This is a genomic window from Citrobacter sp. MGH105 (assembly GCF_001037485.2).
GTDB classification, from domain to species: Bacteria; Pseudomonadota; Gammaproteobacteria; order Enterobacterales; family Enterobacteriaceae; genus Citrobacter; species Citrobacter portucalensis.
In genome coordinates this window covers 1,305,210-1,328,231 of record NZ_CP073048.1, presented here as the reverse complement: position 1 = coordinate 1,328,231, position 23,022 = coordinate 1,305,210, and the positions used below count along the sequence as shown (strand labels likewise).

Below are 23,022 nucleotides of genomic sequence, written 5' to 3'. Positions count from 1 at the left end.
TGATTCTTTAGGTTATATCAGCCAAATAAAACTTGCCATACGACCCGTGGTATTGTCGCGACGATAAGAGAAGAACGTCTCACTTTCGCTGAAGGTGCAACGGTCGCCACCGTGGATGTTCTCGACTCCGACACTGGACAGACGCTGGCGCGCAAGCTGGTAGATATCCGCCAGATACTTATCGCCGCGCGGTACAAATGCAAGGTCCGCTTGCGGATCTTTCGTCATGAACGCCTCGCGGACTTCTGGTCCAACTTCAAACGCGTTTGGACCTATCGCCGGGCCTAGCCAGGCAATAATGTTTTCAGGTTTGTCGGCAAAACACGCCACCGTCTCTTCCAGCACGCCGGCGCATAATCCGCGCCAACCCGCATGGGCCGCAGCAACTTCCGTTCCGGCACGATTGCAAAACAACACCGGCAAACAATCAGCGGTCATCACCGCACACACGGTGCCCGGCGTGTTGCTGTACGACGCATCTGCGCGTTTGCAGGCGTAAGGCTCGCCGGTCAGTTTCAGGACATCCTTACCGTGGACCTGCTCCAACCAGACTGGCTTTGACGGCAGATTGCCCGCAGCAAACAGTCGTTTGCGGTTCTCTTCAACATGCTCCGGGTTATCGCCGCAATGGGCGCCCAGATTCAGCGAATCGTAAGGCGGCATACTGACTCCGCCAATACGGGTAGAACTACACGCCGCGACACCTTGCGGTATCGGCCACTGCGGGACAATTAGCTTACTCATAGCCAGGCAATATCATCCTTATGTTCTTCGAAATCAGCGCGCATCACTTCAATCAACTGCACCATATCTTGTGGGATCGGCGCATGCCATTCCATTTCGATACCGGAAATCGGGTGATACAAACGCAGCATGGTCGCGTGCAGCGCTTGACGGTCGAACTTACGCAGTACGGAGATAAATTCGTCAGAAGCGCCTTTCGGTGGACGTGGACGACCGCCGTAAACCTGATCGCCCACCAGCGGATGAGTGATATGTGCCATGTGCACGCGGATCTGGTGCGTACGTCCGGTTTCCAGACGCAACCGCAGACGCGTGTGCACACGGAAGTGTTCCATAATGCGATAGTGCGTTACCGCCGGTTTCCCCATTGGGTGTACCGCCATATGCGTACGCTTGGTCGGGTGACGGCTAATCGGTTCCTCAACGGTTCCGCCAGCAGTCATGTGACCAATTGCCACGGCTTCGTACTCACGGGTAATTTCGCGCAGCTGCAACGACTCCACCAAACGTGTTTGCGCCGGAACCGTTTTTGCCACCACCATTAATCCGGTCGTGTCTTTATCCAGACGGTGCACGATACCTGCACGAGGAACATCCGCGATTGGCGGGTAGTAATGCAGTAACGCATTCAATACCGTACCATCGGGATTCCCGGCGCCCGGATGCACTACAAGGTCACGGGGTTTGTTGATGACAAGAATATCGTCATCTTCATAAACGATATCCAGTGGGATATCCTGAGGTTCAAAACGAACCTCTTCATCAATTTCTGCATTGATGGAGACACGCTCTCCACCCAACACTTTTTCTTTCGGTTTATCGCAAAGTTGGTCATTTACCAGTACGCGCTGGTCGAGGATCCATTCTTTTATGCGCGATCGCGAATAATCAGGGAACAATTCGGCCAAAGCCTGATCTAAGCGTTGACCGAGCTGATTTTCGGAGACTGTTGCGGTGAGTTCTACTCGTTGTGCCATAAACTGCTTCTTCGTTTAACGTTGGGTTTTACGGCTTTGCCGTTTAATATAGTGTGCTATTGTAGCTGGTCTTAACCGGGAGCAGGAACAGAGAATCTCCCGTATTACATTTTGAGGAAAGTCAAAACGTCATGACGCGCATGAAATATCTGGTGGCAGCAGCCACGTTGAGCCTGTTTTTGGCGGGTTGCTCTGGTTCAAAGGAAGAGGTGCCCGATAATCCGCCAAATGAAATCTACGCGACTGCTCAGCAAAAGCTGCAGGACGGTAACTGGAAACAGGCAATAACGCAATTGGAAGCGTTGGATAACCGTTATCCATTTGGACCGTATTCTCAGCAGGTGCAATTAGATCTCATCTACGCCTACTACAAAAACGCCGATCTGCCACTTGCTCAGGCTGCCATCGATCGTTTTATCCGTCTTAACCCGACACACCCTAACATTGATTATGTCATGTATATGCGTGGCCTGACCAATATGGCGTTGGATGATAGCGCACTGCAAGGATTCTTTGGTGTTGATCGTAGCGATCGCGATCCGCAACATGCCCGAGCTGCGTTTAATGACTTTTCCAAACTGGTGCGTGGGTATCCGAATAGCCAGTACACCACTGACGCCACCAAACGTCTGGTGTTCCTGAAAGACCGCCTGGCGAAGTATGAATACTCCGTTGCAGAATACTACACTGCCCGCGGCGCATGGGTTGCCGTGGTAAACCGTGTGGAAGGCATGCTGCGCGACTACCCGGATACTCAGGCAACACGTAATGCCCTGCCGTTGATGGAAAACGCTTATCGCCAGATGCAGATGAATGCGCAGGCTGAAAAAGTCGCGAAAATCATTGCCGCCAACAGCAGCAATACCTGATTTGCCTCAGAATGCAAAACGGCAGCCCAAGGGCTGCCGTTTTTTTATCCGTTAACGCCACAACTGAAGCGGTTTAGCTCCGACGCATCCCATCAAATATGGCCTGCTTTCAGGTATTCCTCAAGTAAAAAATCGCCTGTTCCTGCGGTGCCTCACAAAAAGGTTTTCTTGACAAAAAGCGACAAAATAATGTGATTCGTATCACACATTTTGACATTAGGAACGGTATGCTGGAATCACCAAGACGGGAAAGACAAGAGGTAAAATTTATGACAATGAACATTACCAGTAAACAAATGGAAATTACTCCGGCAATTCGCCAGCATGTCGCAGACCGTCTCGCCAAACTAGAAAAATGGCAAACTCATCTGATTAATCCACATATCATTCTGTCTAAGGAGCCACAGGGTTTCATTGCTGATGCCACCATCAATACACCGAACGGACATCTGGTCGCCAGCGCAAAACACGAGGATATGTACACAGCAATTAACGATTTGATCAACAAGCTGGAACGGCAGCTCAATAAAGTGCAGCACAAAGGCGAAGCCCGTCGTGCAACAACTTCAGTTAAAGACGCCAACTTCGTCGAAGCAGAAGAAGAGTAGTCCCTTACATTGAGTGTATCGCCAACGCGCCTTCGGGCGCGTTTTTTGTTGACAGGGTGAAAACAGTACGGGTACTTTACTGACGTAGCCAAAGGAAAATTACATGAAACTTGTCCCGTTCTTCTTCGCATTCTTTTTTACCTTCCCCTGAATGGGAGGCGTTTCGTCGTGTGATAAAGAATGCGAAGACGAACAATAAGGCCTCCCACAACGGGAGGCCTTTTTTATTGATAACAAGAAAGGCAACACTATGACATCGGAAAACCCATTGCTGGCGCTGCGCGATAAGATCAGCACGCTGGATGAAAAATTACTGGCCCTGCTGGCTGAGCGACGTGGACTGGCCGTAGAAGTTGGTAAAGCCAAACTGCTTTCGCATCGTCCGGTTCGTGATATCGACCGTGAACGTGACCTTTTGGACCGACTCATTCAGCTTGGCAAAGCACATCATCTTGATGCTCACTACATTACTCGCCTGTTCCAGCTCATAATCGAAGACTCCGTCCTGACTCAACAGGCACTGCTCCAGCAGCACCTGAACAAAATTAACCCACACTCCGCGCGCGTGGCCTTCCTTGGGCCAAAAGGGTCATATTCTCACCTCGCAGCACGTCAATACGCTGCCCGCCATTTTGAACAATTTATTGAAAGCGGCTGCGCAAAATTTGCCGATATCTTTAATCAGGTCGAAACCGGACAGGCTGACTATGCTGTGGTACCGATTGAAAACACCAGCTCCGGTGGGATTAACGACGTTTACGACCTGCTGCAGCACACCAGCCTGTCTATCGTTGGCGAGATGACCATTACGATAGACCACTGTGTACTGGTGTCTGGCACGACGGATCTTGAGACTATTGAAACGGTATATAGCCATCCGCAGCCGTTCCAGCAGTGCAGCAAATTCCTGAATCGCTACCCGCACTGGAAGATTGAGTACACTGAAAGCACCTCTGCGGCGATGGAAAAAGTTGCGCAGGCTAACTCACCGCGCGTGGCGGCCCTGGGGAGCGAAGCCGGAGGCGTACTGTATGGATTGCAGGTTCTCGAGCATATTGAGGCTAACCAGTCGCAAAACATCACCCGCTTCGTGGTGCTGGCACGCAAAGCAATCAATGTTTCCGATCAGGTTCCGGCAAAAACAACCCTGTTGATGGCGACGGGGCAACAAGCCGGTGCGCTGGTTGAGGCGCTGCTGGTGCTGCGTAACCATAATCTGATTATGACTAAACTGGAGTCACGCCCGATTCACGGCAATCCGTGGGAAGAGATGTTTTATCTTGATATCCAGGCCAACCTGGAGTCGCCCCAGATGCAAAAAGCATTGAAAGAGCTGGGTGAGATTACGCGTTCGATGAAAGTACTGGGATGCTATCCAAGTGAGAACGTGGTGCCAGTCGATCCGAGCTAACGTTTGACAATGCCGGATGGCGCTACGCTTATCCGGCCTACGATTCATACGATTTTTGAAGGCCGGATAAGGCGAAGCCGCCATCCGGCATCTTAATTAAGGACGGCTGTCATTCGCCTGGCGTAACAAAGTACGGCTTTCACTCTGGAAGCGTTTCGCATAATCGCCAAACCAATGCTCCACCTTACGGAAACTGTCGATAAACGCTTGCTTATCGCCCTGCTCCAGTAAACCGATCGCCTCGCCAAAACGTTGGTAGTAGCGTTTAATCAGCGCAAGGTTGCTCTCAGACGACATAATAATATCGGCATAGAGCTGCGGATCCTGGGCAAACAGACGGCCAACCATCGCCAGTTCAAGGCGGTAAATCGGCGAAGAGAGCGCCAGCAGCTGCTCCAGTTGAACGTTCTCTTCCGCTAAATGCAGACCGTAAGCAAAGGTCGCAAAGTGACGCAGTGCCTGAATAAACGCCATGTTCTGGTCATGTTCAACGGCGCTGATCCGATGTAGTCGCGCACCCCACACCTGAATCTGTTCCAGAAACCACTGATAAGCTTCCGGCTGACGTCCGTCACACCAAACGACGACCTGCTTGGCCAGACTGCCGCTGTCCGGACCAAACATTGGGTGTAACCCCACCACCGGGCCATCATGTGCAGCCAGCATCGCCTGTAAAGGACCATTTTTCACCGAAGCCAGATCCACCAGGATGCAGTCAGACGGCAGACGCGGTAGTTTGGCGATCACCTGCTCGGTGACGTGGATCGGCACGCTGACGATCACCATGCCGGCATCAGAGACGATCTCCGGCGCGCGATCCCAGTCCTGCTGTTCCAGGATCCGCACCTGGTAACCTGACAGGGTGAGCATTTTTTCGAACAGACGCCCCATCTGACCGCCGCCGCCGACAATCACCACCGGCCGCAGAGAAGGACAAAGCGTTTTAAACCCTTTGTCGTTCTCACTGGAGTAGGACTCACGCATAACGCGGCGTAGCACATCTTCAATCAGGTCCGGCGGCACGCCAAGGGCTTCCGCTTCCGCGCGACGAGAGGCCAGCATAGAGGCTTCCCGCTCCGGCACGTAGATCGGCAGCCCAAAGCGGCTTTTTACTTCACCTACTTCGGCAACCAGCTCCAGGCGGCGTGCCAGTAAATCCAGCAACGCCTTGTCGACTTCATCAATTTGATCGCGTAATGCGGTCAATTCAGCAACCATAACCAACCTCTTATGCTACACGCGCCGACAGCTGGCCGCTTAAATCCTGGCTAATTTCACGCAGCAGCGCATCCGTCATTTCCCAGCTAATGCAGGCGTCAGTTACGGATACGCCGTATTTCATTTCGCTGCGCGGCTGTTCGGAAGACTGGTTGCCTTCGTGAATATTACTTTCAATCATCAAGCCAATGATCGAGCGATTGCCATCTTTGATTTGTGCAATCACGGATTCAGCCACGGCAGGCTGACGGCGGTAATCTTTATTTGAATTACCATGACTGCAATCTACCATCAGAGAAGGTCGTAGTCCCGCCTGCTCCATCTCTTTTTCGCACTGGGCGACATCTGCCGGGCTGTAGTTCGGCGCTTTACCCCCGCGCAAGATCACGTGACCGTCCGGATTCCCCTGTGTTTGCAGCAGTGCAACCTGCCCGGCCTGGTTAATACCGACAAAGCGGTGCGACTGCGCAGCCGCACGCATGGCGTTAATGGCGGTCGCCAGGCTACCGTCGGTACCATTCTTAAAGCCAACCGGCATCGAAAGACCGGAAGCCATTTCACGGTGAGTCTGCGATTCCGTAGTACGGGCACCGATTGCGGACCAGCTAAACAGATCGCCCAGGTATTGCGGGCTATTTGGATCCAGCGCTTCAGTTGCCAGCGGCAGTCCCATATTTACCAGTTCAAGCAGCAGCTGACGCGCAATTTTCAGACCTGCTTCAACATCAAAAGAGCCATCCATATGAGGATCGTTAATTAACCCTTTCCAGCCGACAGTGGTACGGGGTTTTTCAAAATAGACGCGCATCACCAGGTAGAGGCTATCGCTGACCTCTGCGGCAAGGGCTTTAAATCGACGAGCATACTCAATAGCCATTTCAGGATCGTGAATGGAGCATGGGCCACATACGACCAGCAGGCGCGGATCGCGACCGGAGATAATATCTGAGATGGTTTTACGCGACTGGGCGATTTGCGCCTCTTGCTCATGGCTCAGCGGAAATTCAGCTTTCAGCTGCTCCGGAGTCATCAGAACCTGTTCGTCGGTAATATGTACGTTGTTCAGCGCGTCTTTTTGCATGATGGTGATCCTGTTTAGCTCGTTTGCGATAGTTGATCCTCAGCGAGGAGGAAATAACGATATCACAACAGGTAAAGATTTCAATCCACAATCCGTAAATTTTAATTTACATTATGTTATTTCAAGGCAAAAACAGCCCTTGCAAATGTACATTTAAATTTACACCACTGAATTTTCAGATCCACTATGCTTAAAAAAACGAAGGAGCACAGGCAATGAAGCAACTCATCAGCATCTTGTTTCTATTACTTCTTAGCGGATGTCAGATAGACCCCTACACCTATGCCCCTACCTGGACTGGTACCGACTGGTACGACGCCGGGATACAAGATGCCATTTCGGGTTATGCCGTTAAAGATAATGAAACGCTTGCCGACAACTACAATGACCCCGACGTCGATCGTACGGAATACCTTAAGGGTTACGCCGAGGGACAACGTAAAACCTGCCAGCAGGATTTTGTTTATGCCAGAGGCCTGACCGGGAAAACTTTTCCGCCCAGTTGCGATACTGTCGAAAATGTTGACCAGTTACACAGCGCCTGGCAGCAAGGGGCAAACGAGGGTGCTGCCTCGATAAGGTTAAATTAAACAATGGTTTATATTTTATAAACCATTAGGATTTAACTTAAATCACCAATAGCATTATTCCAGGAATAATGACGGCTTAGGAAAATAATGTTATTTTGTTGCAAACAATCTTGAATGTATTTCGACGTTTTACAGCAAACGCTGGTAGGTAACTATTCATGAGCTATTCTTACCGACTCATACTTCTACTGGCACTGCTCCTGACCGGATTACCGCTGTATGCCCAAAGCGTTACGGAAGAAGCAAAATCGGTACGCGCTATGGTTTCCGGCATCGTCAGTTATACACGCTGGCCTGCACTTTCCGGGCCCCCAAAACTGTGTATTTTCTCTTCATCGCGTTTTTCCAGTGTCCTGAAAGATACCAGTGCAGGCGCATTACCCTATCTTCCCGTCATCATCCGTACGGAACAAGAAATATTAGTTTCGCAGTGTGACGGTTTTTATTTTGGAAAAGAATCCCCTACTTATCAGGTGGAATTAAAGAATAAATATCCGACTAAGGCATTGTTATTAATTGCTGAACAGAACCCCGAATGCGTTATTGGCAGCGCCTTTTGCCTCATAATTAAAGACGAAGATGTGAGATTTTCCGTAAATATGGATTCCCTTTCACGCAGCGGCGTAAGGGTCAGTCCAGACGTATTGATGCTTGCACGGAATAATAAGCATGGATAAGGGCCATTCTCCCATAGCACGCCCGACGTTTAAGCGAACATTACGGCGTATCAGCATAATCAGCGTTCTGGTAACCATGATGCTGATCTGGCTGCTGCTCAGCATTTCTTCCGTGCTGGCATTAAGACAGTATGCGCAAAAGAATCTGGATCTGACTGCCGCTACCATGACCCGTACGCTCGAAGCTGCATTAGTCTTTTCTGATAGTGTTGCAGCAACTGAAACGCTGGCGGCACTGGGTCAGCAGGGGCAATTTTCCGTTGCAGAAGTTCGTAATAAAAACCAGAAGGTGATCGCCACCTGGCGCTATAACGCGCAGGATACCACTGAAAAGATCAGCGGGATGATCAGCCACTGGCTGTTCCCACAACCGGTCACTCAGCCGATTTTGCACAATGGCAACGTCATCGGTGAAGTACGATTGACTGCGCGCGATAGCGTTATCAGTCATTTCATCTATTTGTCGCTGGCCGTCCTTACCGGGTGCATTCTGTTGGCATCCGGAATTGCATTAATGCTCACTCGCTATTTACACAATGGCGTTGTGGATGCACTGCAAAACATTACCGAGGTGGTACATGATGTTCGTACCAACCGTAACTTTTCACGGCGCGTATCAGAGGAACGCATTGAAGAGTTTCATCTCTTCGCCCTGGACTTTAATAGTTTGCTGGACGAGATGGAGGAGTGGCAACTTAAACTGCAGGCAAAAAACGCTCAGCTGTTGCGTACTGCACTACATGATCCTCTGACGGGTCTGGCAAATCGCGCCGCATTTCGCAGCAGCATAAATGCCCTAATGAATGATGATGCCGCCCACAGCAGCTCGGCATTATTATTCCTTGATGGCGACAATTTTAAATTTATTAATGATACCTGGGGCCACGCAGCGGGGGATCGGGTCCTGATTGAAGTCGCAAAAAGGTTATCCGAGTTTGGGGGGAGTCGCCATTACCCATACAGACTTGGCGGCGATGAGTTCGCTATGGTGCTGTACAGCGTTCATTCTGAATATGAGGTTCAGCGGATCTGCGCGGCACTGTCACAAGAGTTTAACCGACCTTTTGACCTGCATAATGGTCATCTGGCAAGCATGACGCTCAGTATTGGGTTTGCGCTGACGTGGGAACATGCTTCTGCCGAAAAATTACAAGAACTTGCCGATCAAAATATGTATCAGGCTAAACATTTGCGTTCTGAACGCATTATTAAAAAATAAGGAATTACACACATGCTAAAACGTTTATTATCCCCGTTTCTTCTGCTTTTACTGATTCTGGCTGGCTGTCAGGCACCTCAGGGAAAATTTACCCCAGAGCAAATTGCAGCCATGAAATCATACGGATTTACTGAAGCATCAGGAGACTGGTCTCTCGGCCTGTCTGACACTATCCTGTTTGACAAAAATGACTATAAACTCCGTCCTGAAAGTGAAAAACAGATCAAGGAAATGGCATCCAAACTGGCAGCTACCGGGCTAAATCATGCTCGCCTGGATGGTCATACTGATAACTACGGTGAAGACAGCTATAACGAAGCTCTGTCACTCAAACGCGCTAATGTCGTTGCCGATGCCTGGGCGCAGGGCGCTAATATTCCCCGCACCAACCTGACTACTCAGGGACTCGGGAAGAAATATCCCATTGCCAGCAACCAGACATCAAAAGGTCGCGCTGAAAACCGCCGCGTGGCGGTCGTGATCACGACACCATAATCGTCCCCCAACTGGCTGCGCGCCGCGCAGTCCTTCCATTGCCATAAAGAACAAAAGAGTAAACGTCGGGATAAAAAAAGGGCCAGCCTTTCGGCCAGCCCTTTTCTAACAGGATGTCGCTTGCGCGAATCTTAGTTAAGACGCTTTTACCTGACACCATTGATAATCATAAATTTTTGATTATAAACAGTTAGTTATATGTATCTCTAGTGCAATCAAGTGCAACCAAAAACATGCTGCGTGGACAGAATGTGGACACCCTTCTTACCAAGAAAGCATCATATCCTTATACAAAGAATTCTGAGCATGCTGTATGAGCACATCATTTGTACGTTGAGCGAAACCATACTTTTCGTTGACATACGCTTTTTGCTCTTCAGATAATAAGTCAAGATTCATATTTTGAAGTTGTTCTTTTATGAGATAATTCTGCCAATTCAGTACTTCTATATAAACTCTTATGGGATCATGGCGTGGGTCTTTTGCCCCTTTTGAATAATCAATCTTTAACCCCTCATCAACCTCCATTTTTTTAACACTTCCATCAACTTGTCTAATGAATATGGCACCTTTTCCTTCTTTAGGTTCCAAGCTGTTTTCTAGGATGTAATCTGTTTCATATAATTTTGAAAGTTCACTATCAGCATTTTCCTCAACCAAAGAATTTTTGAACATTGGTTGAATTATACATACAGCACCTCCCCACACATCTCTTCCAAATATAGGCTGGGTAATTTTTTCTTTTCCTGGGAGTGGATCCACAATCAACCTATCACTGTTGTTATCTAATTTCATCCCGTCTATATAAGGAAAGCCTAATCCATGTGAAACCAAAAACATCGATGAGACATTAAAGAAATATAAATCATTAATCCTAAGACAAAAAACGCTTGGCATAATTGCAAAGGAAAAATTTTCTGAACCTATAAAATTCACACCTTGCGGTTGATTTTCAAAACGTTTAATCATTAAAATTCTGTCATAACATCCCATACGATGAGAAATGGCAAAATTTGGCTCAATATCAGCAACATTCTTATCTAATTGACGCAACCCCAGCCACACACCGACTCTTACTTTATCCATCCAGTCAAGGAATAAATTAATTTGCTCTCTGTCTATAGACTTATTATCAGACATGCGTTCATAAACATCTTTAACTTTAGCTTCAAGATTAGAATAATCACCATTGCATTTCTCACAAGCAGGAAACGTGAAGTTGTCAAATGAAAATACGCGTCCTTTCGTATCGACATTATCAGAATTTGGTGCATTTATTTTAGTATACACACCCTCTTCATCACGATCACAAATGGGCATCCCAAAAAAAGCCTGTCTCTTTGGATCTCCTGTTTTTTTTATCAACCATTGTGGAATAATATGTTCTCTACTTTTCTTTTCAGGTTTACGCCCACAAAAAACGCAGTTTGCCTTACTACTCACTTGTAATTTCCTCATGCCTGTATAGTGATATCGGATTAAGAAGAGCAGCTTCTTCAAGATGATCAGGAGCAAAATGTGCGTATCGCATCGTCTCTCTTATGTTTGCATGGCCAAGAATCCGTTGGAGTACCAAGATATTACCTCCATTCATCATAAAATGACTCGCAAAAGTATGACGTAGCACGTGCGTCTTCTGCCCTTCAGCCAACACAATATCGGTCAGTGCGAGCATTTTCTTGAACTCCTGATAGCAGGGATGGAACATTTTCCCCTGCAAAGGAGCTAGCTCGTCATACAGCCACCGAGGGATCAGCACCGTGCGATTCTTCTTACCTTTAGTTTTCGTGAAGGTCAGCTTGTGGGGTAAAAGATGTGAACGAATCAGACGTTTGGCTTCACCCCATCTAGTACGCCTCACGAGACGATACTTTTAAGAACACTTTTTCTTAGAGCGACTAATACTACCATCATTACAAACAAATTTTCCGTCAGCGGTGCAATGCGATACTCCACCTTTAGATTTAGAACATGGGTAATTTTTTGCAGATACAGTAGAAGATGAAATTGAGAGCAGTACTATTATTAGAAAAGAAAAGCATACTTTCATTAGTATTATCCTTAAATAGAGAACATCAAATATTACTCATGGTTTTTATTGTTGTTGCCTGACATTCCTCGCACGGTTTAGCACCAATTTGGTACTAAAATCCTTATCGAACACTAGCCAGTTACAAGACTAAACCCAGCATAACCACCCAAACAATAATTCTGGTAAATATAGATGCATTGAGTTTCGCAATTACAGACCATATACTATCAAAAAAATGTTTACCGTTTGTGATCCGTTTCTAATATGTAGTAAAAACAAGACGACGCAACCATATTAATATAATTATTTTTATTATAATCACCATCAACATGTAATCAACTGCACAGCATCCACCATTACAACCGTAACAACAATAAACAATGCTTTCTGAACTTCAGTTCCCGCCAAAATATCGGATAATTTATTTATTAACCACACCCCACAATATTTCGACATATTATGGGCAGCATCAATAAAAAAAGGGCCAGCCTTTCGGCCAGCCCTTTTCTAACAGGATGTCGCTTGCGCGAATCTTAGTTAAGACGCTCTTTGATACGAGCAGACTTACCAGTGCGCTCACGCAGGTAGTACAGTTTAGCTTTACGAACAGCACCACGACGTTTAACAGCAATGCTGTCAACTACCGGAGAGTGAGTCTGGAAGACACGCTCAACGCCTTCGCCGTTGGAAATTTTACGAACAGTGAATGCAGAGTGCAGACCGCGGTTACGAATAGCGATAACCACGCCCTCGAATGCCTGCAGACGTTTTTTGGAACCTTCAACAACCCATACTTTCACTTCCAGGGTATCACCCGGACGGAAGGAAGGTACGTCCTGCTTCATCTGTTCTTGTTCAAGTTGCTTAATAATGTTGCTCATAATTTAATCTCTTATCCTGGGTAAACTGATATTGGGGGCTTACGCCTGCCCATCATGTTTATGTTGCTGTTGTGCGTGTTCCTTTTTGAACTCCGCCAGCAACCTTGCTTGCTCTTCAGTCAGAGCCAGGTTTTCCAGAAGTTCAGGTCTTCTAAGCCAGGTCCGGCCCAGCGACTGCTTCAAACGCCAGCGACGTATCTCAGCGTGGTTCCCCGACAGTAACACCGCCGGTACTTCCATCTGCTCTAACACTTCAGGTCGGGTATAGTGCGGGCAATCCAGCAACCCATCAGCAAACGAATCTTCGATTGCCGAAGCTTCATGACCCAGTACCCCCGGAATAAACCGGGACACGGAGTCGATCAGCGTCATTGCTGGTAACTCACCACCGCTGAGTACGTAATCGCCGATTGACCATTCTTCGTCAATTTCGGTTTGAATCACGCGCTCATCTATTCCTTCATAGCGACCACATACCAGAATCAGCTTTTGATTCGTGGCCAGTTCGCTAACGCCCGCTTGATCAAGCTTGCGTCCCTGAGGTGACAGATAAATCACCTTTGCGCCTTCACCAGCCGCAGCTTTTGCTGCATGAATGGCGTCCCGTAAAGGTTGCACCATCATTAACATCCCCGGTCCGCCGCCGTAAGGACGATCGTCCACGGTACGGTGCCGGTCATGAGTAAAGTCACGAGGACTCCAACTCTGGATGTTCAGCAGGCCATTTTTTACTGCCCGGCCAGTTACCCCGTAATCGGTAATTGCGCGGAACATTTCTGGAAACAGGCTAACGATACCTATAAACACAAGCCAATCCCCATAACGCCGACTTTTACCGTTTATCCGGTGGTTTAAAAACCAGGATCCCAATCTACTTCGATAGTACGAGTAGCGAGATCGACTTTCTTGATAACCTGCCCATCGAGGAACGGCACAAGACGTTCCTTGATACCAAACGCATCTTTCAGGTTTGCCTTGATGACGATGACGTCATTCGAACCGGTTTCCATCATATCGACGACTTTACCGAGATCGTAGCCTTCAGTAGTCACTACCTGGCAGCCCATAAGGTCTTTCCAGTAGTAGGAACCATCTTCCAGCGCTGGCAACTGCGAGGAATCCACGACAATTTCGCAATTAGTCAGTAGATTCGCCGAATCACGATCGTCAACGCCTTTCAGCTTGATGATCAGATCCTGATTGTGGTGCTTCCAGCTTTCCAGCTGTACTTGCTGCCACTGACCCGCCTTCTGGATAAACCAGGGCTGATAGTCAAAAATGCTTTCGGCGTCTTCAGTGGAAGAAAACACTCTGAGCCAACCACGGATACCGTAAGAAGACCCCATTTTCCCCAAAACGATGGGTTCCACAGGAGCCTGTGCGGCGAGTTGCTTGCTCATCATGACCACCGTGACAGATTAAGCTGCTTTGTTTGCTGCTTTGATCAGCGTAGCTACGCGATCAGAAATAGTCGCGCCCTGGCCAACCCAGTGAGCGATGCGATCCAGATCCAGGCGAGTGCCTTCTTCTTTTTCGCTAGCGATTGGGTTAAAGAAGCCAACGCGCTCGATGAAGCGACCGTTGCGTGCATTACGGCTGTCGGTAACAACAACCTGGTAGAACGGACGCTTTTTAGCGCCGTGACGAGCTAAACGAATAGTAACCATAACATCCTCTTGTGTGAATAAAACACCCAGGCCCCATCGAGGAACGGAGCCCGGGTGTCATATTAAAAGCCCGAAAATTTTACTGATTTCTGGGGAAAATGCAATCAGCAGTTGATAACTCTGCTATAAAAGGCCGTTGGCGGTGCCGTCAGTTCGGTGCCGGCGTGCGCGCAGCCACCGGAGCGTACACGCAGTATGTGAGGATGGCGAGCACACCCCGGTGCCGAAATGGCAAACAAGCCAGGCCGATTAGCGGCCTGGGAATCCTGGGGGCATCATCCCCTTCATACCACGCATCATCTTCGCCATTCCGCCCTTCTTCATTTTCTTCATCATGCGCTGCATGTCGTCGAACTGTTTCAGAAGGCGGTTTACGTCCTGTACCTGCATACCGCAACCGGCAGCGATACGGCGTTTGCGGGAACCTTTGATAATTTCCGGCTTAGCGCGTTCTTTCATCGTCATCGAGTTGATGATGGCTTCCATACGCACCAGCACTTTATCGTCCATCTGCGATTTCACATTGTCAGGGATCTGACCCATGCCCGGCAGCTTGCCCATCAGGCTTGCCATACCGCCCATGTTTTTCATCTGGTTGAGCTGTTCAAGGAAATCGTTGAGATCGAAGCCATCGCCTTTTTTCAGCTTGCTGGCTAATTTTTCTGCCTGCGCACGGTCAACCTTGCTTTCGATATCTTCGATCAGCGACAGCACGTCACCCATGCCGAGAATGCGCGAAGCAATCCTGTCCGGATGGAACGGCTCCAGTGCTTCGGTTTTCTCGCCGACGCCGAGGAATTTAATCGGCTTACCGGTAATATGACGAATAGAGAGCGCCGCACCGCCACGGGCATCACCATCAACTTTTGTCAGCACTACGCCGGTTAACGGCAGCGCTTCGTTAAAGGCTTTTGCGGTATTTGCGGCATCCTGACCGGTCATGGCGTCGACCACAAACAGCGTTTCTACCGGCTTGATAGAAGCGTGGACCTGTTTGATTTCGTCCATCATCGCTTCGTCAACGTGCAGACGACCGGCGGTATCCACCAGCAGCACGTCGTAGAATTTGAGTTTGGCTTCTTTCAGCGCGGCGTTAACGATATCGACCGGCTTCTGGCCGACATCCGACGGGAAGAAGTCGACACCGACCTGCTCGGCCAGCGTTTCCAGCTGTTTGATCGCCGCCGGGCGATAAACGTCCGCAGAGACCACCAGCACTTTCTTCTTGTGCTTCTCGCGCAGGAATTTACCCAGCTTACCGACGCTGGTCGTTTTACCCGCACCCTGCAGGCCCGCCATCAGCACCACGGCTGGCGGCTGTGCAGCCAGATTCAGGGTCTGGTTTTCTTCGCCCATTGCCGCAACCAGTTCGTTACGGACAATCTTGACGAACTCCTGACCCGGCGTCAGGCTTTTGTTAACTTCATGACCAACCGCTTTCTCTTTTACGCGATTGATAAACTCACGCACTACTGGCAGCGCTACGTCAGCCTCCAGCAGCGCCATGCGCACTTCGCGCAGCGTCTCTTTAACGTTGTCTTCAGTAAGGCGTCCACGGCCACTGATATTGCGCAGCGTGCGCGACAAACGATCGGTTAAATTATCAAACATTGTCTCTCGCCTGGGATGGAAACGGTCGGTCGCGACAGCGACACATCAACAGAAATTTGTCGCAGTATAACATGAAGCCGCCTTTGTTGTTATGCAACGGTTGGAGCAGCGGTCACGTAACGCTATACTGCTTTTCTTTATCACTGGCCAACTGTCGACACCTATATGCCCGTTTTTGCTCTGCTCGCCCTTGTCGCCTACTCAGTCAGCCTCGCGCTGATTATTCCCGCTCTGCTGCAAAAAAACAGCGGCTGGCGGCGTATGGCTATTCTCTCTGCGGTCGTTGCGCTGGTAAGCCATGCTATCGCCCTGGAAGCGCGTATCCTACCCGGCGGTGAAAGCGGACAAAACCTGAGTCTGTTGAACGTCGGCTCGCTGGTAAGCCTGATGATCTGTACGGTAATGACCATCGTCGCGTCCCGCAATCGTGGCTGGCTATTGCTGCCCATTGTCTACGCCTTTGCGCTGATAAACCTGGCCTTCGCCACGTTTATGCCTAACGAGTTCATCACCCATCTCGAAGCTACTCCAGGCATGATGATTCACATCGGGCTATCACTGTTCGCTTACGCCACGCTGATTATCGCCGCGCTCTACGCGCTACAGTTGGCATGGATCGATTACCAACTGAAAAACAAAAAACTGGCCTTCAGCAATGAGATGCCGCCACTGATGAGTATTGAGCGGAAGATGTTTCATATCACCCAAATTGGCGTGGTTCTGCTGACGCTCACCCTGTGCACTGGCCTGTTTTACATGCATAACCTGTTCAGTACCGAGAACATTGATAAAGCCGTTCTCTCTATCGTGGCATGGTTTGTCTATATCGTTCTGTTGTGGGGGCATTACCATGAAGGTTGGCGCGGACGTCGCGTCGTATGGTTTAACGTCGCAGGCGCTGGCATTCTGACGCTGGCCTATTTCGGCAGCCGTATCCTGCAGCAGTTCGTGAGTTAAATCTTTAAGGAACCCTACGTGGAACACATCTCCACCACCACGCTCATTATCACGCTCCTCATCATGGTGGTCATTTCCGCCTATTTTTCCGGTTCTGAAACCGGAATGATGACCCTGAATCGCTACCGCCTACGCCATCGGGCCAAACAGGGAAATCGTCAGGCAAAACGGGTTGAAAAGTTACTTCGCAAGCCGGATCGCCTGATAAGTCTGGTGCTCATCGGTAATAATCTGGTGAATATCCTGGCCTCCGCACTCGGCACCATTGTCGGTATGCGCCTGTATGGCGATGCTGGCGTCGCCATTGCCACCGGGGTACTGACGTTTGTGGTGCTGGTTTTTGCCGAAGTGCTGCCAAAGACGATTGCCGCACTATATCCGGAAAAAGTTGCCTATCCGAGCAGCGTCCTGCTGGCTCCGCTGCAGATTCTGATGATGCCGTTAGTATGGCTACTCAACACCATCACGCGGCTTCTGATGCGCATGATGGGCATCAAAACAGATATCGTAGTGAGCGGTTCGCTGAGTAAAGATGAACTGCGAACGCTGGTGAATGAATCGCGCTCGCAAATCTCACGCCGTAACCAGGATATGCTGCTGTCAGTGCTGGATCTGGAAAAAGTCAGCGTCGATGACATCATGATCCCGCGTAATGAAATTATCGGCATTGATATTAACGATGACTGGAAATCAATCGTGCGTCAGCTTTCGCACTCCCCGCACGGTCGTATTGTGCTGTATCGCGACTCGCTCGACGATGCCATCAGTATGCTGCGCGTACGTGAAGCCTGGCGATTGATGGCCGAGAAAAAAGAGTTCACCAAAGAGACCATGTTACGCGCCGCCGACGAAATTTATTACGTTCCGGAAGGCACACCGCTCAGCACCCAGCTCATTAAATTTCAGCGCAATAAGAAGAAAGTGGGCCTGGTCGTTAATGAATATGGCGATATTCAAGGACTGGTTACGGTCGAGGATATTCTGGAAGAGATTGTTGGTGACTTCACGACCTCAATGTCACCGACGCTTGCCGAAGAAGTCACACCGCAGAATGACGGTTCGGTGATCATTGACGGTAGCGCCAACGTTCGTGAAATCAATAAGGCGTTTAACTGGCACCTGCCGGAAGATGACGCACGTACCGTGAACGGTATTATTCTTGAAGCGCTGGAAGAGATCCCGGTTGCCGGCACACGTGTGCGTATTGGGCAGTACGATATCGATATTCTCGACGTGCAGGACAATATGATTAAACAGGTGCAGGTGTTGCCCGTCAAACCGCTGCGGGAAAGCGTATCGGACCAGTGAGTGTAATCCAGACCGGGTAGCGCATCAGCATTACCCGGTCTGAGGCTAATTAGCCTTTGGCTTTCGCCACAGAGACCATCGCCGCACGGATGGTACGTCCGTTCAGGGTATAGCCTTTCTGCATAACCATCAGCACATTACCGGCAGCAACGTCATCAGACTCTACCATTGCAATCGCCTGGTGCACGTTCGGGTCCATCGGCACGTCGATATCCGCAACCACCTGTACGCCAAACTTCGCCACAACATCCAGCATTGACTTACGGGTCAGCTCAATACCTTCGACCATAGCCGCCATAGCGTCATTGTCTTTGTCCGCAACTTCCAGCGCACGGTCCAGGCTATCCAGCACCGGCAGCAGTTCGTTGACGAATTTTTCCAGTGCAAACTTATGCGCTTTTTCTACGTCCAGTTCGGTACGACGACGCAGGTTTTCCATTTCCGCTTTGATACGCAACACGCTGTCGCGTTCGCGCGTTTCGGCTTCAGCAAGCTGAGCTTCCAGATTCGCAATTTTTTCATCGCGCGGATCCACCTGCTCAGCAGAAGCGTCTGGTTCAACCGCCTCAACTTCTTCGTGCTGATCCATGATAATTTCTTCCGGGGCTTGCCCCTCAGGCGTTTTCTGTTCTTTACTACTCATGAATTTCTCCGCGTTTTTTTCGCATTCATCTCGCTAACTTGGCTTATTATGGGGATCAGATTCAGGGATTCAAGGGAAGTACTCACATTGTCACTAATCTTCGTTACAAGGACCTCGAGAAAATGAACAAACATTTCAAGTGTATTGGCATTGTGGGGCATCCACGTCACCCCACTGCACTGACCACACATGAAATGCTCTACCGTTGGCTGTGCGCCAAAGGTTATGAGGTTATCGTTGAGCAACAAATCGCCCACGAGCTGCAGCTGAAAAATGTGAAAACCGGTACGCTCGCAGAGATTGGCCAGCAGGCAGACCTCGCCGTGGTAGTCGGCGGCGACGGCAATATGCTGGGCGCCGCACGCACCCTGGCACGTTATGATATCAAGGTTATTGGCATTAACCGCGGTAATCTTGGTTTTCTGACCGACCTTGACCCAGACAATGCTCAACAACAGTTAGCTGACGTGCTGGAAGGCCACTACATCAGCGAAAAGCGCTTTTTACTTGAAGCCCAGGTGTGCCAACAGGATTGCCAGAAGCGTATTAGCACTGCGATCAATGAAGTTGTGTTGCACCCCGGAAAAGTGGCGCACATGATTGAATTTGAAGTCTATATCGATGAAATTTTTGCCTTCTCCCAGCGTTCGGACGGCTTGATTATTTCCACACCGACCGGCTCTACCGCCTATTCGCTCTCTGCCGGAGGTCCGATCCTGACGCCTTCGCTGGATGCTATTACGCTGGTCCCGATGTTCCCGCATACACTTTCCGCACGACCGCTGGTGATCAACAGTAGCAGCACCATTCGCCTGCGCTTCTCTCATCGCCGTAACGATCTGGAAATCAGTTGCGACAGCCAGATCGCCCTGCCTATACAGGAAGGTGAAGACGTATTAATTCGCCGCTGTGATTATCATCTGAACCTGATACACCCAAAAGATTACAGCTATTTCAACACATTAAGCACTAAACTAGGCTGGTCAAAAAAATTATTCTAATTTAACGCCAACCTCTTTACTGTATAAAAAACCAGTTTATACTGTATGTAATTACAGTTATGGTTTTTCATACAGGAAAACAGCTATGTTGGCACAACTGACCATCAGCAATTTTGCTATCGTTCGTGAACTTGAGATCGATTTCCAGAACGGAATGACCGTTATTACCGGTGAAACCGGTGCGGGTAAGTCCATTGCCATTGATGCTCTCGGTTTGTGCCTGGGCGGACGCGCAGACGCCGACATGGTACGTGCAGGCGCCACGCGAGCCGACCTCTGCGCGCGATTCGCCTTAAAAGACACCCCCGCGGCTCTGCGCTGGCTGGAAGAAAACCAGCTTGAGGAAGGCCGTGAATGTTTGCTGCGTCGTGTTATCAGCAGCGACGGACGTTCACGCGGCTTCATTAACGGCACTGCCGTACCGTTGTCACAGCTGCGCGAGCTGGGCCAGTTGCTTATTCAAATCCACGGTCAGCATGCGCATCAGCTCCTGACAAAATCAGAGCACCAAAAGTCTCTGCTGGATGGTTACGCCAATGAAGCGTCCCTGACTCAGGAAATGGCTGCGCGCTACCAGCTGTGGCACCAAAGCTGCCGTGACCTGGCGCATCATCAACAACAGAGTCAGGAACGCGCAGCCCGGGCGGAACTGTTGCAATACCAGTTAAAAGAACTGAACGAATTCAACCCGCAGCCGGGTGAATTTGAGCAAATTGATGAAGAGTACAAGCGTCTGGCTAACAGCGGGCAATTGCTCACCACCAGCCAACAGGCGCTGGCTATCCTGGCGGATGGCGAAGACATCAACCTGCAAAGCCAGCTGTACACTGCAAAGCAGCTGGTCACTGAACTGGCAGGCATGGACGGCAAACTTTCCGGTATCCTGGATATGCTGGAAGAGGCCACGATCCAACTCAGCGAAGCCAGCGACGAGCTGCGCCACTATTGTGATCGTCTGGATTTGGACCCTAACCGTTTGTTTGAACTTGAACAGCGTATTTCCAAACAAATCTCATTGGCCCGCAAGCATCATGTTGCCCCTGAAGCGCTGCCACAGTTCTATCAGTCATTACTGGATGAACAACAGCAGTTAGACGATCAGGCCGACTCGCTCGAAACCTTAACCCTGGCGGTGAACAATCACCACCAGCAGGCTCTGGAAACGGCAAAAATGCTGCACCAACAGCGCCAGCATTATGCTCAGGAGCTGGGACAACTGATTACAGAGAGCATGCATACTCTCTCAATGCCGCACGGTGTCTTTTGCATTGATGTGAAATTTGAGGAACATCATTTGAGCGCAGACGGTGCCGATCGCGTAGAGTTTAAAGTGACCACTAACCCAGGCCAGCCGTTGCAGCCGATTGCGAAAGTGGCTTCAGGTGGGGAACTGTCGCGCATTGCGCTGGCTATTCAGGTTATTACCGCACGCAAAATGGAAACACCGGCGCTGATTTTCGATGAAGTGGATGTCGGTATCAGCGGCCCGACTGCTGCGGTAGTGGGAAAAATGCTGCGTCAGTTGGGCGAGTCAACTCAGGTAATGTGCGTTACTCACTTGCCGCAGGTTGCTGGCTGTGGTCATCAACACTTCTACGTCAGCAAAGAAACGGATGGCGCGATGACCGAAACACACATGCAGCCGCTTGATAAACGCGCTCGCCTGCAGGAATTAGCCCGCCTGCTTGGCGGTAGCGAAGTGACGCGCAATACCCTCGCAAATGCAAAAGAACTGCTGGCGGCATAAACTTTTTTACCTTGTTAAGGTCTGAGTTCAACATAAAATCGCCGACCGACCCGACAGCAAAAGGTTTTAAAGTGGTGAAAGGTCTATTATCATCGGCATATTACATATGAGCCGCGTACTGCTCGGGCCCGAAAAGGAATCAAATCACTATGCGCTGTAAAACGCTGACTGCTGCTGCAGCAGTACTACTGATGTTGACTGCAGGCTGTTCCACTCTGGAGCGAGTGGTTTACCGCCCTGACATCAACCAGGGAAATTATCTGACACCTACCGATGTCGCCAAAGTGCGCACGGGTATGACGCAACAGCAGGTTGCTTATGCTCTGGGTACACCAATGATGTCCGATCCTTTTGGCACTAACACCTGGTTTTATGTGTTCCGTCAGCAACCTGGTCATGAAGGCGTAACCCAGCAAACACTGACGCTGACCTTTAACAGCAGCGGCATTTTGACGAACATTGATAACAAACCTGCTTTGACCGACAACAAGTAGGATTAACAGATCAAAAAAAGGTGCTCAATGAGCACCTTTTTTATTGTCTGCTATTTTTTAGCGGATTTCTCTGCTCGCTGTCTGCGCAGCTCTTTCGGATCGGCAATCAGTGGCCGGTAAATTTCCACCCTATCACCGTCCTGGAGAACATCAGCAAGCTTTACCGGACGGCTGTAAATGCCCACTTTATTTTTGCTGAGATCGATATCGGTACGCAATTCCAGCAGCCCGGAAGCGCGGATAGCCTCTTCCACCGTAGCGCCCTGTTGCAGCGTCACACGCTGTAGATACTGTTTCTCGGGTAGCGCATACGCCACTTCAACGACAATTTTAGCTGACGCTGACACTGTAAACCTCTTTCGCGCGGACCGTGAAGGCCTGCACCATGTTCGAAGCCAGCTCTTTAAAGATACGACCAAATGCCAGCTCGATTAACTTATTGGTAAACTCAAAATCGAGATGAAATTCAATGCGGCACGCTTCATGACTCAGTGGCGTAAACTTCCATCCGCCAATGAGTTTCTTGAACGGTCCGTCGACCAGATGCATCAGGATGCTCTGGTTACTGGTCAATTGATTGCGCGTGGTGAACGTTTTGCTAATCCCTGCTTTCGAGACATCCACCGCCGCGGTCATCTGTCCCGGAGTCGACTCCAGCACACGGCTACCGGTGCATCCCGGTAAAAACTGGGGATAGGATTTAACATCATTCACTAGCTGATACATCTGTTCCGCACTGTAAGGTACTAAAGCGGTCCGGCTAATCTGAGGCATAACAATTTCCATCAATAT

General features: G+C 49.6%; 26 protein-coding genes, 1 pseudogene and 1 other annotated feature. Of the genes and pseudogenes, 13 read left to right on the top strand and 14 right to left on the bottom strand.

Annotated elements, in window-relative coordinates; all coding sequences use genetic code 11:
• Positions 1-12 precede the first annotated feature (12 nt).
• The gene (gene yfiH / locus SK35_RS06220) at positions 13-744 is read right to left on the bottom strand and encodes a purine nucleoside phosphorylase YfiH (RefSeq protein WP_008785512.1); all 732 of its coding nucleotides are present in this window, start codon (positions 742-744) and stop codon (positions 13-15) included.
• A complete protein-coding gene (rluD, locus tag SK35_RS06215) occupies positions 741-1,721 on the bottom strand; it encodes a 23S rRNA pseudouridine(1911/1915/1917) synthase RluD (RefSeq protein ID WP_003826464.1) in 981 nt (326 codons plus the stop codon). Before rluD ends, yfiH begins: the two co-directional genes overlap by 4 nt.
• A 131-nt stretch (positions 1,722-1,852) precedes the next feature.
• On the opposite strand from rluD, the gene bamD reads away from it, so the two are divergent.
• From bamD to pheA, 4 genes are all read left to right on the top strand, one after another.
• Positions 1,853-2,590 (top strand): outer membrane protein assembly factor BamD, encoded by a 738-nt coding sequence (bamD, locus tag SK35_RS06210; RefSeq protein WP_003826460.1) that lies wholly within the window; start codon positions 1,853-1,855, stop codon positions 2,588-2,590.
• A gap of 269 nt (positions 2,591-2,859) precedes the next feature.
• On the top strand, positions 2,860-3,198 hold the full coding sequence (raiA, locus tag SK35_RS06205) for a ribosome-associated translation inhibitor RaiA (RefSeq protein WP_003031244.1): 339 nt from the start codon (positions 2,860-2,862) through the stop codon (positions 3,196-3,198).
• 102 nt (positions 3,199-3,300) lie between these two features.
• Positions 3,301-3,426: a sequence feature (Phe leader region), on the top strand.
• A complete protein-coding gene (gene pheL / locus SK35_RS06200) occupies positions 3,302-3,349 on the top strand; it encodes a pheA operon leader peptide PheL (RefSeq protein WP_100250063.1) in 48 nt (15 codons plus the stop codon). (Overlaps the previous feature by 48 nt.)
• Before the next feature lie 22 nt (positions 3,427-3,448).
• Positions 3,449-4,609, top strand: a complete 1,161-nt coding sequence (gene pheA, locus SK35_RS06195) for a bifunctional chorismate mutase/prephenate dehydratase (protein ID WP_003826458.1) — start codon at positions 3,449-3,451, stop codon at positions 4,607-4,609.
• 96 nt (positions 4,610-4,705) lie between these two features.
• On the opposite strand, the gene tyrA is transcribed toward pheA, so the two are convergent.
• Both tyrA and aroF read right to left on the bottom strand, forming a co-directional pair.
• A complete protein-coding gene (gene tyrA, locus SK35_RS06190; protein ID WP_003826456.1) occupies positions 4,706-5,827 on the bottom strand; it encodes a bifunctional chorismate mutase/prephenate dehydrogenase in 1,122 nt (373 codons plus the stop codon).
• 10 nt (positions 5,828-5,837) lie between these two features.
• Positions 5,838-6,908: a 3-deoxy-7-phosphoheptulonate synthase AroF gene (gene aroF, locus SK35_RS06185; protein WP_048215755.1), complete on the bottom strand. Its 1,071-nt coding sequence runs from the start codon at positions 6,906-6,908 to the stop codon at positions 5,838-5,840.
• 215 nt (positions 6,909-7,123) lie between these two features.
• Between aroF and SK35_RS06180 the strand changes: the two genes are divergently transcribed.
• The 4 genes from SK35_RS06180 to SK35_RS06165 all read left to right on the top strand — a co-directional run bounded on the left by SK35_RS06180 (position 7,124) and on the right by SK35_RS06165 (position 9,889).
• On the top strand, positions 7,124-7,498 hold the full coding sequence (locus SK35_RS06180) for a DUF2799 domain-containing protein (RefSeq protein ID WP_048215754.1): 375 nt from the start codon (positions 7,124-7,126) through the stop codon (positions 7,496-7,498).
• A 158-nt stretch (positions 7,499-7,656) separates the two neighbouring features.
• Positions 7,657-8,175, top strand: a complete 519-nt coding sequence (locus SK35_RS06175) for a YfiR family protein (RefSeq protein ID WP_003826451.1) — start codon at positions 7,657-7,659, stop codon at positions 8,173-8,175.
• On the top strand, positions 8,168-9,394 hold the full coding sequence (gene dgcN, locus SK35_RS06170) for a diguanylate cyclase DgcN (protein WP_003826449.1): 1,227 nt from the start codon (positions 8,168-8,170) through the stop codon (positions 9,392-9,394). The genes SK35_RS06175 and dgcN overlap by 8 nt, the downstream gene beginning before the upstream one ends.
• A gap of 12 nt (positions 9,395-9,406) precedes the next feature.
• A complete protein-coding gene (locus SK35_RS06165; protein ID WP_003826447.1) occupies positions 9,407-9,889 on the top strand; it encodes an OmpA family protein in 483 nt (160 codons plus the stop codon).
• A 264-nt stretch (positions 9,890-10,153) separates the two neighbouring features.
• On the opposite strand, the gene SK35_RS06160 is transcribed toward SK35_RS06165, so the two are convergent.
• From SK35_RS06160 to ffh, 7 genes and pseudogenes are all read right to left on the bottom strand, one after another.
• Positions 10,154-11,332, bottom strand: coding sequence for a hypothetical protein (locus tag SK35_RS06160; RefSeq protein ID WP_048215753.1), 1,179 nt, complete (start codon positions 11,330-11,332; stop codon positions 10,154-10,156).
• Positions 11,325-11,744 (bottom strand): annotated as a pseudogene (locus SK35_RS06155) (tyrosine-type recombinase/integrase); the annotation flags it as partial. The pseudogene SK35_RS06155 and the gene SK35_RS06160, both read right to left, overlap by 8 nt.
• A 710-nt stretch (positions 11,745-12,454) precedes the next feature.
• Positions 12,455-12,802, bottom strand: coding sequence for a 50S ribosomal protein L19 (gene rplS, locus SK35_RS06150; RefSeq protein ID WP_048215752.1), 348 nt, complete (start codon positions 12,800-12,802; stop codon positions 12,455-12,457).
• A 39-nt stretch (positions 12,803-12,841) separates the two neighbouring features.
• Complete coding sequence (trmD, locus tag SK35_RS06145) at positions 12,842-13,609, bottom strand: tRNA (guanosine(37)-N1)-methyltransferase TrmD (protein WP_003031232.1); 768 nt, start codon at positions 13,607-13,609, stop codon at positions 12,842-12,844.
• 44 nt (positions 13,610-13,653) lie between these two features.
• The gene (gene rimM / locus SK35_RS06140) at positions 13,654-14,202 is read right to left on the bottom strand and encodes a ribosome maturation factor RimM (RefSeq protein WP_003031230.1); all 549 of its coding nucleotides are present in this window, start codon (positions 14,200-14,202) and stop codon (positions 13,654-13,656) included.
• Positions 14,203-14,220: 18 nt separating this feature from the next.
• Positions 14,221-14,469, bottom strand: coding sequence for a 30S ribosomal protein S16 (gene rpsP / locus SK35_RS06135; protein ID WP_003031228.1), 249 nt, complete (start codon positions 14,467-14,469; stop codon positions 14,221-14,223).
• A 249-nt stretch (positions 14,470-14,718) separates the two neighbouring features.
• Entirely contained in the window at positions 14,719-16,080 is a 1,362-nt protein-coding gene (ffh, locus tag SK35_RS06130) for a signal recognition particle protein (protein ID WP_003031226.1), read from the bottom strand.
• Positions 16,081-16,245: 165 nt separating this feature from the next.
• On the opposite strand from ffh, the gene SK35_RS06125 reads away from it, so the two are divergent.
• Complete coding sequence (locus SK35_RS06125; RefSeq protein WP_003031224.1) at positions 16,246-17,037, top strand: cytochrome C assembly family protein; 792 nt, start codon at positions 16,246-16,248, stop codon at positions 17,035-17,037.
• An 18-nt stretch (positions 17,038-17,055) separates the two neighbouring features.
• Positions 17,056-18,345, top strand: coding sequence for an HlyC/CorC family transporter (locus tag SK35_RS06120; protein ID WP_008785520.1), 1,290 nt, complete (start codon positions 17,056-17,058; stop codon positions 18,343-18,345).
• A 49-nt stretch (positions 18,346-18,394) separates the two neighbouring features.
• On the opposite strand, the gene grpE is transcribed toward SK35_RS06120, so the two are convergent.
• Positions 18,395-18,988 (bottom strand): nucleotide exchange factor GrpE, encoded by a 594-nt coding sequence (gene grpE, locus SK35_RS06115; RefSeq protein WP_003826408.1) that lies wholly within the window; start codon positions 18,986-18,988, stop codon positions 18,395-18,397.
• Positions 18,989-19,110: 122 nt separating this feature from the next.
• On the opposite strand from grpE, the gene nadK reads away from it, so the two are divergent.
• The 3 genes from nadK to bamE all read left to right on the top strand — a co-directional run bounded on the left by nadK (position 19,111) and on the right by bamE (position 22,230).
• On the top strand, positions 19,111-19,989 hold the full coding sequence (gene nadK / locus SK35_RS06110; protein WP_032944608.1) for an NAD(+) kinase: 879 nt from the start codon (positions 19,111-19,113) through the stop codon (positions 19,987-19,989).
• Positions 19,990-20,074: 85 nt separating this feature from the next.
• Positions 20,075-21,736, top strand: a complete 1,662-nt coding sequence (gene recN / locus SK35_RS06105; RefSeq protein ID WP_048215751.1) for a DNA repair protein RecN — start codon at positions 20,075-20,077, stop codon at positions 21,734-21,736.
• Between the two features lie 149 nt (positions 21,737-21,885).
• Positions 21,886-22,230 carry an outer membrane protein assembly factor BamE gene (gene bamE, locus SK35_RS06100; protein ID WP_008785524.1) on the top strand — a complete coding sequence of 115 codons (345 nt, stop codon included), beginning with the start codon at positions 21,886-21,888 and terminating at the stop codon, positions 22,228-22,230.
• A 50-nt stretch (positions 22,231-22,280) separates the two neighbouring features.
• Here the strand turns inward: bamE and SK35_RS06095 are convergent, their stop codons facing one another.
• Together SK35_RS06095 and ratA are read right to left on the bottom strand one after the other, a co-directional pair.
• Entirely contained in the window at positions 22,281-22,577 is a 297-nt protein-coding gene (locus SK35_RS06095) for an RnfH family protein (protein WP_008785525.1), read from the bottom strand.
• Positions 22,561-23,004 carry a type II toxin-antitoxin system toxin RatA gene (gene ratA, locus SK35_RS06090; protein WP_003826396.1) on the bottom strand — a complete coding sequence of 148 codons (444 nt, stop codon included), beginning with the start codon at positions 23,002-23,004 and terminating at the stop codon, positions 22,561-22,563. The genes SK35_RS06095 and ratA overlap by 17 nt, the downstream gene beginning before the upstream one ends.
• Positions 23,005-23,022: the final 18 nt, after the last annotated feature.